General features: G+C 67.1%; 16 protein-coding genes. 6 read left to right on the forward strand and 10 right to left on the reverse strand.

Going from position 1 to position 16479, the window contains the following annotated elements; translation table 11 throughout:
• Positions 1 to 73: 73 nt before the first annotated feature.
• The 4 genes from ABY42_RS07845 to ABY42_RS07860 form a co-directional block, all read right to left on the reverse strand.
• Entirely contained in the window at positions 74 to 1255 is a 1182-nt protein-coding gene (locus tag ABY42_RS07845) for a DUF3179 domain-containing protein (protein WP_050459111.1), read from the reverse strand.
• Positions 1256 to 1374: 119 nt separating this feature from the next.
• Positions 1375 to 2061, reverse strand: a complete 687-nt coding sequence (locus ABY42_RS07850; protein WP_050459112.1) for a dolichyl-phosphate hexose transferase — start codon at positions 2059 to 2061, stop codon at positions 1375 to 1377.
• Between the two features lie 70 nt (positions 2062 to 2131).
• Positions 2132 to 2476, reverse strand: a complete 345-nt coding sequence (locus ABY42_RS07855; RefSeq protein WP_050459113.1) for a hypothetical protein — start codon at positions 2474 to 2476, stop codon at positions 2132 to 2134.
• A gap of 107 nt (positions 2477 to 2583) precedes the next feature.
• Positions 2584 to 3339 carry a ribonuclease H-like domain-containing protein gene (locus tag ABY42_RS07860; RefSeq protein ID WP_050459114.1) on the reverse strand — a complete coding sequence of 252 codons (756 nt, stop codon included), beginning with the start codon at positions 3337 to 3339 and terminating at the stop codon, positions 2584 to 2586.
• Between the two features lie 121 nt (positions 3340 to 3460).
• On the opposite strand from ABY42_RS07860, the gene ABY42_RS07865 reads away from it, so the two are divergent.
• From ABY42_RS07865 to ABY42_RS07880, 3 genes are all read left to right on the forward strand, one after another.
• Positions 3461 to 4165: an SOS response-associated peptidase gene (locus ABY42_RS07865; RefSeq protein WP_050459115.1), complete on the forward strand. Its 705-nt coding sequence runs from the start codon at positions 3461 to 3463 to the stop codon at positions 4163 to 4165.
• A 1382-nt stretch (positions 4166 to 5547) separates the two neighbouring features.
• On the forward strand, positions 5548 to 5994 hold the full coding sequence (locus ABY42_RS07875; RefSeq protein ID WP_050459117.1) for a DUF5805 domain-containing protein: 447 nt from the start codon (positions 5548 to 5550) through the stop codon (positions 5992 to 5994).
• A complete protein-coding gene (locus ABY42_RS07880) occupies positions 5984 to 7033 on the forward strand; it encodes a tyrosine-type recombinase/integrase (RefSeq protein WP_050459118.1) in 1050 nt (349 codons plus the stop codon). The genes ABY42_RS07875 and ABY42_RS07880 overlap by 11 nt, the downstream gene beginning before the upstream one ends.
• A 71-nt stretch (positions 7034 to 7104) precedes the next feature.
• Here ABY42_RS07880 and ABY42_RS07885 read toward each other — a convergent pair whose 3' ends face one another.
• Positions 7105 to 7488 carry a RidA family protein gene (locus ABY42_RS07885; protein WP_050459119.1) on the reverse strand — a complete coding sequence of 128 codons (384 nt, stop codon included), beginning with the start codon at positions 7486 to 7488 and terminating at the stop codon, positions 7105 to 7107.
• A gap of 186 nt (positions 7489 to 7674) precedes the next feature.
• Between ABY42_RS07885 and ABY42_RS07890 the strand changes: the two genes are divergently transcribed.
• Together ABY42_RS07890 and ABY42_RS07895 are read left to right on the forward strand one after the other, a co-directional pair.
• A complete protein-coding gene (locus ABY42_RS07890) occupies positions 7675 to 8289 on the forward strand; it encodes an ArsR/SmtB family transcription factor (RefSeq protein ID WP_004976746.1) in 615 nt (204 codons plus the stop codon).
• Positions 8290 to 8331: 42 nt separating this feature from the next.
• A complete protein-coding gene (locus tag ABY42_RS07895) occupies positions 8332 to 9294 on the forward strand; it encodes a hypothetical protein (protein WP_050459120.1) in 963 nt (320 codons plus the stop codon).
• Here the strand turns inward: ABY42_RS07895 and ABY42_RS07900 are convergent, their stop codons facing one another.
• From ABY42_RS07900 to ABY42_RS07910, 3 genes are all read right to left on the reverse strand, one after another.
• Complete coding sequence (locus ABY42_RS07900; RefSeq protein WP_004976743.1) at positions 9295 to 10191, reverse strand: hypothetical protein; 897 nt, start codon at positions 10189 to 10191, stop codon at positions 9295 to 9297.
• Positions 10192 to 10266: 75 nt separating this feature from the next.
• Positions 10267 to 12270 (reverse strand): hypothetical protein, encoded by a 2004-nt coding sequence (locus ABY42_RS07905; protein WP_050459121.1) that lies wholly within the window; start codon positions 12268 to 12270, stop codon positions 10267 to 10269.
• 157 nt (positions 12271 to 12427) lie between these two features.
• Positions 12428 to 13261 (reverse strand): MBL fold metallo-hydrolase, encoded by an 834-nt coding sequence (locus ABY42_RS07910; RefSeq protein ID WP_004976740.1) that lies wholly within the window; start codon positions 13259 to 13261, stop codon positions 12428 to 12430.
• A 483-nt stretch (positions 13262 to 13744) separates the two neighbouring features.
• Here ABY42_RS07910 and ABY42_RS07920 point away from each other — a divergent pair, with 483 nt between their 5' ends.
• Positions 13745 to 14194, forward strand: a complete 450-nt coding sequence (locus tag ABY42_RS07920; protein WP_050459124.1) for a TIGR00725 family protein — start codon at positions 13745 to 13747, stop codon at positions 14192 to 14194.
• A gap of 18 nt (positions 14195 to 14212) precedes the next feature.
• Here the strand turns inward: ABY42_RS07920 and ABY42_RS07925 are convergent, their stop codons facing one another.
• A complete protein-coding gene (locus tag ABY42_RS07925; RefSeq protein ID WP_050459125.1) occupies positions 14213 to 15814 on the reverse strand; it encodes a hypothetical protein in 1602 nt (533 codons plus the stop codon).
• A gap of 80 nt (positions 15815 to 15894) precedes the next feature.
• Positions 15895 to 16455, reverse strand: coding sequence for a hypothetical protein (locus ABY42_RS07930; RefSeq protein ID WP_050459126.1), 561 nt, complete (start codon positions 16453 to 16455; stop codon positions 15895 to 15897).
• Positions 16456 to 16479: the final 24 nt, after the last annotated feature.

Raw genomic sequence — 16479 nt, forward strand, 5'->3', positions numbered from 1 at the left:
CGCCGTCCGAACGACCGAAACTCCGTTTCTCCGCGTATCGCCCTCGAACCACGCGCGCTCGCCGCGCGAACGACTACTCCTCCTCGCCGGTCGCGCTCTTTACCCCGTAAATCTCCGTCTCCGGGTTGAAGTCTGCCCACGCGAACCAGAACATCGGCGAGCGGTCGTTGGCCCGCGTCAGGACCGACCCCTCGTGGGGGCCGTCGAGCGCCCGGCCGGTGAGGAGGGTCCAGCGCGACCCGGCGGCGACGAGAACCGGCCCGTCACGTTCGAACTCGACGGAGTCGCCGTCGACCCGGCGGACGTAGGCGACGAGGGTTCCCTCGGCGGAGGCCGCCACGACGACCGGGAGGCCGCCGACGGTGTCGTTGACGACGCCCGCGCGCTCGACCGCGTCGAGCGGGTAAGCACGGGCGACACCATCGGCGGCGACGCCGACGACCGACGTTTTCGGGTGCAGTCGGTCGTCCGCCGCGTCGTTGAAGCCGATGCCGATGGCGCTCGACTGCTGATAGCTCGCGTAGGGGTTCACGTCGTACCGGCGGGTCTGCCGCCCGCGAATCGTGCCGGAGACCGGCGGCGGAACCAACACCTCGGTCTCGGGGTGGGCCGTCCGCCACTCGCCCCACGTCGAGATAGTCGAGGGGAGAAGCGACAGCGTCTCGCCGGTCAGTTCCCCGCGAATCGCGGTCGCGAGCACCTGGCTCCACAGCGAGTTCGTCCGGTCGTCGTACATCACGAGGTCGGACATCCAAAGCAGGCCCGAGACGCCGAAGTACGTCGGCTCGCCGCCGGCGAGCCTGTCGGCGACGACGGCGCTCCCGCACAGCGGACAGTAGGTCACGACCACGGGACGACCGTCGAAGTCGTCGTTGACGATTTCGTGCCAGTTCAGGACCGCGAGCGGATAGGCGCGGGCGACGCCGTCGAGTTCGACGCCGACCACCTCGTCGCCGTCGTCGAGCGTCGCGTCCACCTCGTCGAACCCGCTCCAGTCGGCCGCGAAGACGGGGGCGGTGATGGCCGGGATGGCGTCTTTCGACGCGCCGCGGCGCAGTTCGTCCTCGGGGACCGGAAGCTCGAACGGACCCGAGTACTCGCCCGCGGTGGAGTCGGATGTTTCGGCGGGCTCGGACGCGTCATCGGCTCCCGCGTCGTCGTCCGCGACCGGCGGGTCGCTTCCGAGACAGCCGGACAGAGCGACACCGGCACCGAGTGCGGCGAGAACCCGGCGTCGGTTCGTTGTCGAATCCATACCCGATATTCGACCGAGTCGCCTATGAGAAGTGTGCGGTTAGGTATCGATGCGCACGACCGTCGCGGGTCGTCAGTTCGGAGTCGGGCCTGAAGGGAGAAAGCGAGCGAAACGGCCGCTCAGAGCCGAAGCCGCTCTTCCAGGCAGACCTTGACGATGGACGTTCCGATGGCTGCACCGCCGGCGAAGGGGTCGAGTTTCGTCTCGCCGGCGCGCTCGCGGTAGGGGATGGGCACCTCGGCGATTTTGTAGCCGCGCATCGCGGGGCGGATGAGGAGTTCGGCCGACAGCCCCGTGTTCTCGGTCCACTCGATGTCGTGGAGGAGTTCCCGGCGGTACGCCCGCATCCCGGTGGTCGTGTCGTGGACGGTCGCGCCCATGAGGAAGCTGGCGAGGCGGGCGAACGCGATGTTCCCCGCGCGGTTGAGCCGGGGCATCGTCTCCGCGCCCTTCGTGATTCGGTCCCCGGAGACCACGTCGTAGCCGTCGTTGATGAGGTCGAGGAACTTCGGCAGATACTCCATCGGATAGGTGTCGTCGCAGTCGGTGGTGACGACGACCGGCCGGTCGGGCGCGAGCACCGCGGCCTCGACCGCGACGCCGTACCCCTGCGGTTCCTGTTCGATGACGCGCGCGCCCATCTTGCGGGCGATTTCGGGCGTTCGGTCGTCGGAACCGTCCACGCAGACGACCTCGGCGCGCCCGTCGGTGATTCGGTCGATGTCCGCCAGAACGGACCCGATGGCCTGTTCTTCGTTGTACGTCCCCATCACGACCGCGAGGTCGTCGAAGGTGTACTCGGTCATTGGACGGGGTTATCGACCGTCACTCTTGAACTTTTAGGTTTGCCAAAACCGTGGCGTTCGAGGGCCGGTGTTAGCTCAGTCCGCGGCTATCAGGCTGGTCTTCCAGTTCTTTCGCGTGGTCGACGAGGTAGTCCATGAGGCGGGTCGCCGACGCTTCCACGTCGTCGAGTTCGTCGCTCGACTGCCCGCTAACGCGGACGGAGAGTTCGTAGAGGTCGAGTTCGACGTGCGGGACGGTATCGTCGCCGTTGCCGTTACCGTTGTCGTGCTCGTCCGTGCCGCCGTCCGCCGCTTCGACAGTCGCTTCCGCGTCGACCGGCTCGTCGCCGTCTGTCGGTTCGGTCGCATCCTCGGACGGCGGGGTCGAATCGGCGGGGTCGTCCGCCTCGGCGTCGGCGTCGGGGTCGTCGGTCATGTGCGGCGCGTCGCTTCGGGGGATGAAAAAAGCGCGGGGTTCCGGCACGCGCTCGCGGGTCGTCGACCCTCACCGAATACGGCCGCGAACACGCCTCGGCGACCGATTCAGGCGAGTTCGGCGTCGAGCCCTTCGCAGGCGCGGTCGTGGAGACGGCCGGTGACCGTCTCCATGAGGCGTTCGAGGTTGACCGCGTCCTCGCGGTTGTACGACACGAGCGTATCGAGCGACGACTGGTCGCCGCGCTCGTACTCGCGCCAGAGGCGGACGGCGTCGCGGCCGGAGATGTCCGGGCGGTCGCGGTCGATACCCACGTCTTTCTCGATTTGCTTCAGTCCGCCCGTGAGGTCGAGCGTTCGGCACGGATACATCAAGTCGACGTGTGGCACGTCGACGGAGACGTCGAACGAGGTCTCGAGGAACGGCACGTCGAAGCGCGCGCCGTTGAACGTCGCGATGAGTTTCGCGTCGGCGAACTGCTCGCGGAGGGCGTCGGCGGTCAGGTCCTCCCCGCTGACGAGCGTCGTCGTCCCGCCGTCCTGATAGAACGAGACGGTCGTCACCGAGTCGCGCTCGGGCGAGAGGCCGGTCGTCTCGATGTCGAAAAAGCACGTCTCGTCGCGGAAGTTCTCGTACAGTCGCCAGCGCTCGCCCGAGGGGAAGCAGTCGTCGAAGAACCGCGAGTTGCCGTCGTCGAGGTGGGCGTACGCGTCCGCGATGAACGTCTCGATTCGGTCGCCCGTCTTCGCGCCGACGAGCGAGGCGTCGAACTCGTCCCAGTGGGTCGACCCGGCCCGCCAGAGGTTCCGCTCCGTCCGCTCGCCCACGCCGCGGACGGGGATGAAGCTGTTCTCGATTCGCATGTCCGACAGGGGGGCGTCGGCGACCCTAAATGCGTCGTCGTGGGTCGGCGGCCGCGCTCCCGGCACGCACCCGGACGCCCCCGCCGCGGGCGTTTTACCCGCAGGGCCCGAAGCCGGGGGTATGTGCGGCCGCTACACGCTGTTCACCCCGCCCGAGGAACTCGAAGCGCGGTTCGACGCGACGCCGACGCGCCCGCTTTCGGCGCGGTACAACTGCGCGCCCGGCCAGGAACTCCCGGTCGTGACCAACGAAGCTGACGACGAGTTCCGCTTCCTCAAGTGGGGGCTCGTCCCCTCGTGGGCCGACAGCGCCAGCGTCGGCAACGACCGAATCAACGCCCGCGCGGAGACCGTCCGGGAGAAGCGGAGTTTCGCCGACGCCTACGAGGCCCGCCGGTGTCTCGTTCCCTCGGACGGCTTCTACGAGTGGGTCGACCGCGGCGGGCGAAAACAGCCCTACCGCGTCGCCTTCGAGGACGACCGCCCGTTCGCCATGGCCGGCCTCTGGGAGCGGTGGACGCCGCCGACGAAACAGACCGGCCTCGGCGACTTCGGAAGCGGCGGCCCCTCGCGCGAACAGGAGCCGCTTGAGACGTTCACCGTCGTCACGACCGAGCCGAACGACCTCATCTCCGAGCTCCATCACCGGATGGCCGTCGTCCTCGACCCCGAGGAAGAAGAGACGTGGCTCCACGGCGACCCCGACGAGGCGGCGGCGCTCCTCGACACCTACCCCGACGACGAACTCGCGGCCTACCCCGTCTCGACGCGGGTGAACAGCCCCGCCAACGACGGCCCCGAACTGATAGAGCGAGTCGAGGCGTAGCACGCCGAGGAAGAGCCGCCAGCGCACGGCTGTCCCGACACCTCCGACGCGAATCGGCTGGGTTCGACAGGACGTCGAATTTTCCGAAATCGGTTGAGCCCGAGAACCGAGGTTGTGTATAGCGAGATACGATATACGAGTCTCGGATCGGACAAGCGACGACTCGACAGAGGGACCGAGATATCGAGAGAGTTGATGACTGAGAACGCTGACGTGGAACGTCTGAGTTCCAAGAGTCGATAGTGCTGAAATCTACGTCAGCATCACAGAGCGACAGCCGCGTCGCTCGCGGCTCGGTGGTTCGTATCGCGTCGGAAGTACAACGGTTGCGGGGACGCGGCCGCGAGTCCGGTCGTGCAGACGGAGTGCGGCGTCGCATTCGAAATTCGAGACGGTCAGCTCGACGAGTCGGCGGCCGAGGAGGTGGTTCGCTCGAACGGTCATCGTCGCCGAGCGAGTGGTTCGTCGAATCCGACCGAAAGCAAGCCACCGAAACTCAGGATTCACGCGAGTCCGTCAGAACGGCCACAGCGCCGTCAAGCGCCGCTTCACCTCTGAGATGGGGAGCACGTCCCGAGTTGCTGGCTCACCGCGAAGACGAGGGCTGTGAAGGCGTCAAAAGAGAACGAATCGGGCCGGCAAAGACCTCGGTTAGGTTCGTCTTCGAGCGAATTCGGAACGGCGTCACCCCGGTAGTTGCGTGTTCGAATCAGACAACACTCCGGGAGAATTCTACGTAGTGACATCAACATAATCACAGCTGAATTTATTCCGAAACGAAGGACCGTCCGACGACATATATTCAGCGTTCGATAATGATATAATCGAAAAGATATCGAGTCATTTCTGGTCGAAATATACCCGTTCGAGAGAACACAGATAGTGCGTCGTCTCGCAAATATATTTCCGTGGAAATAGTCAGAAATTATGTCTAGAATATTTCATAAATTAATGCAAAGAAATAAAAGAGAGTCTAAGCCCAGCGGTATCCGTTTCTATAATAATTCAGTAAATTAAGAAGTGAAATAACGAAACTCGTGTAAGTGGTTCTTCCATGTGTTACTCCGGGGGTAAACGATGCAAGGAATGCCATCCAAAAATGGGTTGTCATCACAGAAATGGGAAGCTATTGTGCAAAATTCGACCTATTGAAAGCAACGGAAAATTGGTCGAGTCTCAGATTCGCTCGAAACGTCCGAAATCGGCATTCTCCGAGGTATTCTAATATCCCGAATACTGAATGCAAATTGCCAAAAATGCGATTGCACAATTCAGGATAACTCAATTTCACCGCGAGAAATTCGCATGTACTACTCAGGATAACTTCTCTTATTCTGGACTGTGCCGGTAGATTGAATATCGACCCCCGTGTCAACCCGTCCATGAGCGACGAGGCCGACCGCGCGACGGTACAAACCTACCTCCCGGCCCACCAGAAGGCCATCTGGAAGGACCACGCGGACCGACTCGGGATGAGCCAGAGCGAATTTGTCAGAACGATGGTACAGGCCGGTCGGCGCGATTTCGACGTTCCGGCGAGAGGCGATGAGACGGCCACAACCCCCGGGGTTGACGGGGTGAAAACGGGACTCCAGAACGGCGGTTCAAATCAAGATAATGAAGGTGAAAATAACGGCCAGTTCGAGGCCCGAATCGTCGAGGCGCTCGCGGTCGATTCTCACCGGTCGTGGGACGACCTCGTTTCGGCGCTGACTGACGACATCGAAGACCGCCTCGAATCGACGCTGCAGGAGCTGCAATCGAGCGGCCGAGTCGTGTACAGCGGGCGACACGGCGGCTACACGCTGGCGGAGCGCGATGGCCGCTGAGCGCCCCACCGACGCGGAGGACCCGGTCGGCTACTTCCTGCAGGATATGACCTACCACGGGAAGACCGACCGGACCCGCGACGCCTACGAGCGCGTCCTCCGGGCGTTCGAGTCCTTCCTCGGCGACCCCTCGCGGAACCCCTCCGGGACCGCTCGGTCGGTCGACGACGCGACCCACCGCGACTGCATGGCGTGGATACACACCCTGCGAAACCGCGACGTCGCGCCGAGCACCGTGGCGACGTACGCCTCCTACCTCCACCGATTTTACGCCTACATGGCGCAGGTCGGCGCGTTCGACTCAAATCCGATGAGCCTCGTGATGGAGGAGATGGACGAGCGCATCGACACCAACCCCGCCCGTCGGGAGCTTTCGGTCCCCCAGATGCGGGCGTTCGTCCGCGAAATCACCCATCCGCTGGACCACGCGCTGGTGGTCACCCTCCTCAAGACCGGGATGCGCGTCGGCGAACTGTGCAATCTCGACCTTCGAGACGTGTCGTTGTCAGTGGATACACCCCTGTCCGGTGTATCGACCCGCGCCGCCCTCGACGGACGCGGGCCGTCGATATACGTCGCCGCCGACCCGAGCGTCGGAAGCGTCACCAACGGCGAAGCGCGGACCGCCTCGAACAAGCGAAAGCGGTCGACGGTGGTCCCGGTCGACGAGGAGTTGGAAGGCGTCCTCCTACGCTGGCTGGCGATTCGACCGGATTCGCCGTCGCCGGCGGAGCCGCTTTTCGTCGGCACCGCATCGGGCTGGGGCCAACGACTGGAACCCGACGCCGTCCACCACGTCGTCACCTCTCACGCCGCCGACGCCGGGTGGTACCGGGCGGGCGGCGACCGCGAGGAGAACGTCACGCCGCACTACTTCAGGCACTTTTTCACCACCCACCTTCGGGACCGGACCGGCGACCGCGGCATCGTCAAGTACCTCCGCGGCGACGTTGCCGGCGACATCATCGACACGTACACCCACAATTGGGGCGACAGAGTGCGCGAGACGTACGAATCGAACATCTACTCGCTCCGCTGAGGAGCGTAATCGCTGTCCGAAGCGCGACTTGTAAACTGTATCTCGCTATATTGAATTGGTGGGCGCGCGACCTATCGTTTGACGCCCGTCGCCTCGATTTGGACGGTGGCGTCGTTCGGGAGTTCGGAGACGCCGACGACGGTCATCGCCGGCCGTCGGGCGTCGAAATAGGCGTCGTATGCCGACTCGATGGCATCGATTCGGTCGAGGTCCGTCGTGTAGACCGTGGTCCGAAGCACGTCGTCTAACTCGAGCCCCGAGCGTTCGACGGCCGCTTCGACGCGTTCGAGCGCGCTCATCGTCTGGCTCTCGACCGACTGGAGACCGTCCGCCGTCCACTCCGGTTCGGGATACTGCGCGTCGAAGAAGGCGAGTTGCAGGTTCTGCTTTCGGGCGCCGCAGCCGGCGGTCGCCTTGAAGTGGTCGCTCTCGAACCGGACCGCGTCGCCGTTCATCTCCGTTCCTCCGTTGGGTTCGTTCGACTCTGGTTCACGGTCGTACTACCCCGCGAGCGGCCATCGACGTGTCGCTAGCACCTACTAACTCCGGGAGAGCGGTACTCGCGCGAGGGGCGAGGGTCAAACGGACGCTTGACTTATGCCCGTCTCTTTATCCGCGGAGCGAGAACGACGGCCGAGACCGTGAGTTCGTTGCTCCCACTGAAACCCGCTGCAGCATCGGTTCGAGACCGGTCCCTAAGCCCGCTTCTCGTCGAACTCGACGACGACGACGCGGACGAGGTTCTGTCGGCGCTCTCGTCGGCCACCGCGAGACGGCTCCTCGCCGCCGTCTACGACAACCCGTGCCCCGCCTCGGAACTGGCCGACGAACTCGACACGACGCTCCAGACCGTCGGCTACCACGTCGAGCGACTGGTCGACGCCGAGCTGATAGAACCCGTGACGACGTGGGTGTCCGCGCAGGGCCGCGAGATGGCCGTCTACGGCCCGACCCGCTCGGCCGTCGTCCTCTTCGCGGGCGCGGAACGGACCGAGTCGAAGCTCTCCTCCGGACTCCGGACGCTGGTCGCCGGCGTGGGCGTCACGCTGGTCGGTAGCGTCGCCGTGCAGGCGCTGTGGACCGCGCGGCGACCGCAGGTCCGGTACGCCGCGCCGGCTCCGGCCGCCCCCGAACCGAGCGTCGCGGAGTTCGTCGCCTCCTACCTCGCCGGTCCCGGCGCGCTCGTTCTCCTCGTCGGCGTCGTCCTCGCCGTCCTCGTGAGCCTCGGCGCGGTCTGGACTCAAAGGCGCGTTTGAGCCATACACAGGGGGAAGTGACCCCTACACGTTGGGAGAGACGTGCAACGACGAACCCTCCTCGCCGCGGCCGGAACCGGCCTCGCGGCGGCGCTGACTGGCTGTATCGCGAGTGCCGGCAACGGCGCTGACGACGCTGACGACGACGGAAACTCGACGACAGATCCGACTCCCGACCCGACGCCGACGCCCGAGCCGGTCGACGCCGTCTCGGTCGCGACCGGCGAGCGCCTCACGGCAGTCGTCGGCGACGGCCCCGCCAGCGACGACGGGCGGCTGAAACCGCACCACGTCCGCCTCGAAAACCCGACCGACGAGCCGTGGACCGCCCGCATCGACGTCTCTCGCCCGCTCGGGCCGGGCCACACGGAGACCTACGAACTCGACCGCGACGCGACGGTAAACGTCTCGCTTCGCGTTCCCGCGGAGTACGAACTGACGGTTACCGACATCACCTCGGACGCCGAGGCGACCGAGTCAGTCGGGCCGGCCGACTTCGACTGTAACCGCTCGTGGACCGCGTTCTCGCCCGGCGACGGCGGTGTCTCGGTCTCCGGGGCCTCGACGCGGATGGCTTGCGGGCCGCACACCGTCGCGGCCGACGGCGCGGTCACGGTCGCGCTCGGCGACGGAACCCTCCCGACCGAGGACACCAAGCCCCACGGCCTCGCCGTCGTGAACCCGACCGACGCGGCGGAGACGGTCGAATTCGCCTACGAAACGCCCGCGGGCGCGGTCGCCTTCGGCGGCACCTACCGCCTCGAACCCGGCGCGCGGGTCGGCGCGTCGCTGACCGAAGCCCGCGAGGTCACGCTCCGCGTCGCTCGGCGGAACGAATCCGGTGAAGAAACGACCGAAGCAGTCACCGTCGAAAAATCACAGTTCGACTGCAACGCGTCGAACACGACCGTCTCGCTCACCGACGACGGCGGCTTCGAGGCGCGGACGCTCTCGACGCTGATGTTCTGCGGCGACGCGGACCCGAAAAACGAGAGTTCGACGTAGTCAGACCTTCAGTTCGGTCTCCAACTCCGGCGACGCGATGGCCCGCTTGACGGTTTCCGCGGCCGGCGTCGCCTCCGCGACGTTCTCCATCAGGACCGTCTCGCTCGGGAACAGGTGTTCGCCGAGGACGAGCCCGTGCTCGCGCGCGGTCGACCCGGTCATCGTGAGATAGACGCCGAGACCGGTCTCCGCGATGGCGGCTTCTTCTTCGGGCGCGCCGTTCGGATACGCGAACGTCACGTCGTCGAGACACCGCGTGCCGAGGACCGCCTCCACGAGGCGCTCGTAGCGCGGCGAGATACACAGTTCGCCCTCGTAGTCCGCGACGAAGTCGCGGTCGAGTTCGGAGCCCGGCGGGAGGAGTTCGGGGTCGGCCATGAGCGTGTGGTAGACCGTGTCGCCGAGGCCGGAGACGACCCGCACGTCGGTGTCCATCGGGTCGATGCGGGCGTTCACGTCCTCGATGCTCCCGAGGCCCTCGGGGCGGAGCTTGACGACCTCTTCGAGCACGAGGTCGGCGCTGTCGAAGCCGAGACCGAACTCGTGGGTCCGGAGCGCGCGGAACGGCTCCTCGCGCCCGACGAGGTGAATGTCGACCCCGTCGATTTCGAGGACGACGCTGTCGAAGACGATGCGCCGCGGCATCCCGTCTCGGTCGTCGCGCAGGAGCGTGTACTCCGGCGCGGCCGGGTCCGAGAGGTCGCTGTAGTCCGCGAGTCGCTCGTACACGTCGCGTTCCGGCTGGGTATGGCCCTTCGTGACCGACTTCTCGTATCGGAGCGTCGAGGTGATTTCGTCCGCCACCTCGGCGATGCTCTCGGTCGTGGCGAACCGTTCGAGCACCGCTTCGAGGGGGCGACCCTTTCGCGGAACAGCGACGCGCACCGTCTCTGTCATCATCGGAACGTCGGGACGGCCCGCTAAACAGGTTGCGCTTCGGGAAAACGTCTCTCGGGAGGGGACTCGACCGGACTACTCCGCGTCGCCGTCGCCGCCGGCGGCCGGCCCGCCGCCCATGCCGGTTCCGAACGCCCCCGCGAGGCGTTCGCGGAAGGTTTCGAGTTCGGCGACGGTGTCGTTTAGCTCTTGGATGTCGTCGCGCAGGGCCTCGATTTCCTCGTCGGCCGCGGCGTCTTCGACCCGCGATTGAACGTCCGCGAGGCGGTCGTCGAGGGCCTCGCGCGTCTCCACGATATCTCCGTCGAGTTCGGCGATGTCCTCGCGGATGTCGCCGACCTCGGCGTGGAGCGTCGAGGCCTGTTCGGTCGCTTCCGCGGCGCTGTTTTCGGTCCCTTCGAGCCGCTCGACGGTCTCGTCTAACCGACCGGCGATGTCGTCGAGGCGCTCGCGGACCGTCACGAGTTCCTCCTCGCGCTTGGCGAGCGTCTCCTCGACGCTGTCGAGGCGCGCGGAGCCGGCGTCGATGTTCCGCGAGGCGGTTTCGAGCCGCTCGTCGTGGTCCTCGAACCGACCGTCGTGGTCGTCGAGCCGGCCCTCGACGGCCTCGAACTGCTCGTTGTGGGATTCGAGCCAGCCGTGGTGGTCGTCGAGCGTGCCGTCCGCGGTTTCGAGGTCGGACGCGAGGCCTTCGAGCCGGCCGTCGTGGTCGTCGAGGCGGCTCTCGGCGTCCGCGACCCGCGTGGCGACGCGGTCGGACCGCTCGTCGACCGTGGCGATGGTTTCCTCGGCCGCGTCGAGCCGGGAGGTCGCGTCGTCGACCGACTCGACCGCGCCGTCGACCATCGAGTCGAGGGCGTCGAGGTCCTCGCGGAACGCGGTCATCTCGGCGCGGAACTCGGAGACGAGTTCGCTCCCGGTCCCCTCCTCGTCGATGAACTCGGCGAGCGCGTCGGAGTACGCCGCGAGGTCCTCCATCTGCGACTGGAGACGGCGGATGCGAACGTCGGTGCTCCGGCGCGTCTCGGCGTCGACCGCCTCGCGCAGGACTTCGATGTCCTCCTCGTCGGCCGACCCCGACCGAATCTCGGCGGCGAGCGCGCCGACGAGGGTGTCCGCGTCAGGTGCGGGCGCGCTTCCGGCCGCGTCCGCGTCGTCGGCCTCACCCGACTCGCTGTCCGACGGTTCGGCGTCCGCGTCAGCGGTGGCGTCCGCACCGGCGTCGCCCGCGGCGTCGGCATCGACATCGGGCTGTTCGAGGTGCGCGGTGACGGCCGGCGCGGTGTCGGTGGCGACCGCGCGCGGGCCGGTCGGGTCGGCGGAGCCGTCGTCGGTTTCCGCGTCGTCGACTTCCGCGTCGTCGCCGAGAACGTCGGTGTCGACCTGGCTGACCTCGCCCGCCTCGCTGTCCCCGTCGTCTTCCCCCTCGAAGGCGGCCGCGAGGTCGTCGTCGGTCGGCTCGTCGTCGATGAGTTCGGAACCGTCGGACGCGGCGGGACCCGCCTCGGCTTCGCTCTCCAGTTCGGCCTCTAGTTCGGCCTCAACGGGCTCGTCGGCGGCGGGTTCTTCGAGGACGACTTCCCCTTCGTCCTCGCCATCCGCGTCGGCGTCTGACTCGTCGTGGAGCGGTTCGCGGTTCCCCGCGAGCACGTCTCGAACGAGCTGACTGCGGTCCTCGCCGAGGATGTCGTCGATGTCGTCGGGGTCGATACCGCCGTCGACCGGGATGCGTTCGAGCGTCGGCTCTTCGAGGAAATCCGTCTGGTCGTGGCCGTCGGTGATACGGATGCCGTAGACCGTCACGAGTTCCTCGCCGGGGTCGAGCGTCCGCTCGTACTCGACGCGGTGGTCCTTGTAGGCCGTCCAGTTGTCGCTCTCGAACTCGGGGTGGAACCCGACGCTCTCCATCGGGAACGACTCCGGAATGCGGTCGATGACCCGGATTCGGGTCGCCTCGTCTCGCGTCGAACTGATGACGAACTTGATAGCGGGAACGGGAAACTCGTCGGCGGCGAAGGTCTTTTCGACCGTAACCTCGCCGTCGGAAACCGATGTAACCCCTTCGGACTCGCGGCTCATGGCCGCCACTTTCCCGACATCCATTATAAAACAACCGGGGGCCGTGGGGCTACCCCGCCGCGGTCTCTCGATTCGACCGTTTCGACGCGGTGACTGTCCGCCTGTGTCGACCGTCGCTAAAAGGGCCGTCGCGGGAAACGCGGTTCTGGACGCGACCTCAGAGGTCGACGCGGTCGCCGATTTCGACGAGGTCGAGCGAGCGCGGGGCCTCGAAGCTCTTTGCGTGGTGGTGCAGCACCTTCGGGTCGGCGGTCATGCCCTTCCACATGTCCCAGTGGGTCGGCACGAGGCGGTCGAGGTCGAGGTCGCTGGCGGCCTCGATAATCTGGTTCTCGTCGTTGTACCACTTCGTTCGAATCGGCTCGCCCGTCTCCTTGTCGGGGATGTTGCCGATGGTCCCGAACGCGAGGATGCCGAGGTCGAGGTCGTAGCGCTCGCCGATGTCGGCGAACTCCTCGGCGGGCTTGGTGTCGCCGCCGTGGATGAACGTGCCGGACTCGTGTTCGAAGACGTAGGCGACCGGGTGGCTCGCGTCGGGGTCGTAGGCGGGCTCGACGTGGACCGTGAACTCGCCGATTTCGACGCTGTCGCCCTCGGTGACCTCCTCGAACTGGTCGTCGGAGAGGTCGTAGTCGTCGAACCACGCCTCGTCGTCGTAGGCGACGGCGAGCGAGTCGTCGGGGGCGACGAACGTCGCGCCCGTGTTCTCGAGGATAGGTGCCTGACTCGGGCCGTGGACGTGGTCAGTATGCTCGTGCGTGGCGAGGACCGCGTCGGCCTCGGTCACGTCCTCGGGGTCGAACGGGACGGGAATCATGCGGACCGTCCGCGGCGGGTCGCCGATGCCGACGTACGGGTCGACGAACAGCGTCGTGCCCTCGCTGCCCTTGATGACGAACCCGTTGCATCCCAGATACCAGATGGCCACCGTCTCGGGGTCGGCCGATTCGACCGCGCGCGGGAGCCAGTCGCTCCAGTCGCTGACTGTCATAGACACGTGTCCTCGCGCGGGGGGACTAAGCGTTGCGCTCTCTCGCGTTCGACCCGTCGCGACAGTCGCCGCCGCGGGCGACACTCGTCGGTGGCGCGTCCGAGAATTCGGACGATTTCCGTACGATACGAGAAAATACCGTAGAACGCAATAGAATCGGGTGGTGTATGTGGTGTATAAGGTAGTACCCCGACAAGATATTTAGTGTAGGCACACATGGCATCAATTACCATGTCAAGAACTCACAAACAAACGGCGGATTTCTCGTCGATGGCTCGGACGATGCGCGCGTGCGGTGCGTGGGAAGCGGTTTCCCCGCTGGACGACGACGCACGGCGAACAGACGAGTTCTGACGCGACCGAACACCGACGCGGCCCCGCACTTATCTTCTTCGACGCGGTCCGATACTCCATGCCCGCAGCAATCAGTCACCACGGCGAGCGCCGAGCGGACACCGCAGAGCGCGGAGCGGAGGGTTCGCCGTGCGCGTGAGCGTCGTCGGCGGCAGCGTCGTCCCCGACCCGGTCGAAACTATCGCCGAAGACGTGGGCCGCCTGCTCGCTCAGCGCGGCCACACGGTCGTCTGCGGCGGTCTCGGCGGCGTCATGGAGGCAGCTTGCCGCGGCGCAAAAGACGCCGGCGGCACGACCATCGGCGTCCTCCCGGGAGAGGACCGCGACGAGGCGAACCCCTACGTCGATATCGCCGTCGCGACCGGTCTCGGCCACGCGAGAAACGCGCTCGTCGCCATGAACGGCGACGCCGTCATCGCCATCGACGGCGGCGGCGGAACCCTCTCGGAAATCGGCTACGCCAACGTCTTCGACCGCCCCGCGGCCGGGCTCAGAACCCAGCAGGTCGGCTCGCTCGACGGGTTCGAACCGTGCGACTCGCCGGAGGATGCCGTGTCGTTCATCGAGGACGCGGTCTGAGAATCGGACCGTGCCGCGCTACGCGTCCGCGACGCCCTCGTCGCGTTCGACGCAGTCGCGGAGCAGGTCGTCGACGACGGTCTCTCGGAACGACTCCCAGTCGGTCGTCGACGTCCAGAGCCGACCCGCGTCCGTGGGTTCGAGCGCGTCGCGGCCGCGTTCCCGCTCGCGCGTCGTGACGAACCCGTTCGCGGTGAGTCCCTCGACGGCCACGTCGAGGCGCGGGGCGAGCGCGTTCGAGAGCCGTTTTTCGAATCGGTCGCCGGTCACGCTATCGCGAGCGACGCCCACGCAGAACGAATCGAAGGCCGACCACGTCTCCTCGTCGCGCGCGCCGGCGACGATGCCGTGGTGTTCGGCGCGCTCGCGGAGTTCGGCGGCGACCGCGCGACGCGTCCGCTGGCGGGAGCGCGGCGGGCCGCCGGCGAGGACGGACAGAATCGTGGCTTCGAGGTCGCCCAGCGGCGAGAGCGCGTGGCCGTCGAGTTCGAGAGGTGACTCGCCCGTCGCGTGGCCCGCCTCGTCGAGCTCCGAGAGGCTCGTCGCGGCCTCGGCGGCCCGTTCGGTGAGGTCCGTCGTCCGCTCGGCGACCGGGCCGGCGGCGGCCGAGAGCTGCGCCCGGGCGTCCAGATAGGCGTCGAGGTGCGCCTCGAAGCGGTCGAGCGACTCGAACAGCTCGATGGTCGCCCGGTCTTCGAACTTCCCGAAGCGCGCCTCACAGCTCGTTCGGAAGCGGGCGACCAGTTCGCCGGGGTTCTCCTCGACCGACGCGAGCAGGCGGCTCTCGTCGTCGAGCCACGCGTCGAGCGCATCGAGCACCGCGTTCGGGTCGCGCGTGTCCTCGGGGTCCGGGCGGGGTGCCTCGGACTCGACGAGGTCCGCGAGCTGCTCGCGGGCGCGCCCGACGTAGGAACTCATCGCGCCGAGCGGCGAGTCACCGTTGGAGCGCGCCCCGCGAGCGCCCGCGGTTCGGCCGGCGCGGGAGTTCGGACGTGACCGGGACTCGCCGCTGGCCTCGGCGAGCGCGTCTCGCAGGTCCGACAGGGCGATTCGGAGCTGTCGGGCGACGGCGGCGGCCGCGGGGCCGTCGGCGACGCGGCGGAACTCGGCGAACGCGTCGGACGCGGCCTCGACGTCGGAAACGAGAGTCCGGAGGTCGTCGATGGCGGCGAGGTCGGGACGGTCGGTCGCGGGGACGGTCAGAAGCGAGACGGTCCCGCGGTCGAGTTCGCCGCCGTCGACGAGGGCGGTTCGCGCGGCGTAGAAGGCGGCGGCGACCTGCGGGGGCGCGCCGGCGAGGTTCACCCGTACGTCGCCGTCCGCGGCCGCCTCGCGGAGCAGGTCGGTCGTCGCGGCGTACAGCTCCTCGAAAGAGCCGGTGAAGGGGAGCCGTGCCTCGTCGAGCGTTCCCCGACCGGCGAGCCGTTCGCTGACGGCTTTCGCGGCGTGTGCGCTCGCTCGCGGCGCGCCGGGTGCGCAGTCGTCCGGGTCGCGACCCTGCTCGGGGTCGGCCTCGTCGCGGACCAGACGAACCCGGTCGGCATCGACGTCGCCTGCTTCGAGCGGGGTGACGACCCGCTGCACGTCGAGTCCGAGGACGGAGAGGTGGGTCGTCGGCATCTGTCTGACCCATTCGCTACCGGTACCCTGAATGTTGTGGTGGCTCCTGAGAGTCGCCTGTCAGAAGCGTCGGCGCGGGGTCAGGACCACGAGCGGTAGAGGTTGCGTCCGATGACGCCGAGCCCGAGCGTGTCGACGACGAACAGGATGACGCCGCCGATGATGGGGACGAGCGACAGGACCGCCGCGACGAGCGCGCCGACGACGAGCGAGACGCCCAGCGAGGGCGGCCCGCCGGAGGCGACGCCGGTCACGAGCGACCCGAGGAGAACGGTTGCGAGCGCGCTCCCGACGATACTGAGGAGAATGAACGCGAGGAGCCCCGGAATCGCCACGAGGAGGCCGATGATGGTGATTGCGAGGAGGACGAGGACGATGAGGCCGCCGATGCCGACGCCGAGACCCCAGAGGAACGACCCGCCGGGGTCGTCCCGAATCTCGGCGATGGCGTCTCTGGTGTACGCCGGGGCCGCGGCGACGAGGATGCCGCCGACGACGAGGTCGATGAGGAAGCTTCCGCCGGCGCGGAACACCGGCGAAAGTTGCTGTGCGGATTCGAGGTTCTGCGCGGCGGCGGTTCCCGCGAGCGCGAGGACGCCGAGCAGGCTCAGGAGGGCGGTTCGTGTTCGTGGAGGGACCATACGTGTCCGTCGAATGGCGACCCG

Origin of the sequence: Haloferax gibbonsii (assembly GCF_001190965.1) — an archaeon.
Classification (GTDB): domain Archaea; phylum Halobacteriota; class Halobacteria; order Halobacteriales; family Haloferacaceae; genus Haloferax; species Haloferax gibbonsii.

Coding starts and splice junctions, on each gene's coding strand:
- ABY42_RS07885 (WP_050459119.1), bottom strand. CDS start 7,488: ATGAACGGCGACGCGGTCCGGTTCGAGAGCGACCACTTCAAGGCGACC.
- ABY42_RS07910 (WP_004976740.1), bottom strand. CDS start 13,261: ATGACAGTCAGCGACTGGAGCGACTGGCTCCCGCGCGCGGTCGAATCG.
- ABY42_RS07905 (WP_050459121.1), bottom strand. CDS start 12,270: ATGAGCCGCGAGTCCGAAGGGGTTACATCGGTTTCCGACGGCGAGGTT.
- ABY42_RS07865 (WP_050459115.1), top strand. CDS start 3,461: ATGTGCGGCCGCTACACGCTGTTCACCCCGCCCGAGGAACTCGAAGCG.
- ABY42_RS07850 (WP_050459112.1), bottom strand. CDS start 2,061: ATGACCGAGTACACCTTCGACGACCTCGCGGTCGTGATGGGGACGTAC.
- ABY42_RS07860 (WP_050459114.1), bottom strand. CDS start 3,339: ATGCGAATCGAGAACAGCTTCATCCCCGTCCGCGGCGTGGGCGAGCGG.
- ABY42_RS07845 (WP_050459111.1), bottom strand. CDS start 1,255: ATGGATTCGACAACGAACCGACGCCGGGTTCTCGCCGCACTCGGTGCC.
- ABY42_RS07875 (WP_050459117.1), top strand. CDS start 5,548: ATGAGCGACGAGGCCGACCGCGCGACGGTACAAACCTACCTCCCGGCC.
- ABY42_RS07930 (WP_050459126.1), bottom strand. CDS start 16,455: ATGGTCCCTCCACGAACACGAACCGCCCTCCTGAGCCTGCTCGGCGTC.
- ABY42_RS07900 (WP_004976743.1), bottom strand. CDS start 10,191: ATGACAGAGACGGTGCGCGTCGCTGTTCCGCGAAAGGGTCGCCCCCTC.
- ABY42_RS07880 (WP_050459118.1), top strand. CDS start 5,984: ATGGCCGCTGAGCGCCCCACCGACGCGGAGGACCCGGTCGGCTACTTC.
- ABY42_RS07925 (WP_050459125.1), bottom strand. CDS start 15,814: ATGCCGACGACCCACCTCTCCGTCCTCGGACTCGACGTGCAGCGGGTC.
- ABY42_RS07855 (WP_050459113.1), bottom strand. CDS start 2,476: ATGACCGACGACCCCGACGCCGACGCCGAGGCGGACGACCCCGCCGAT.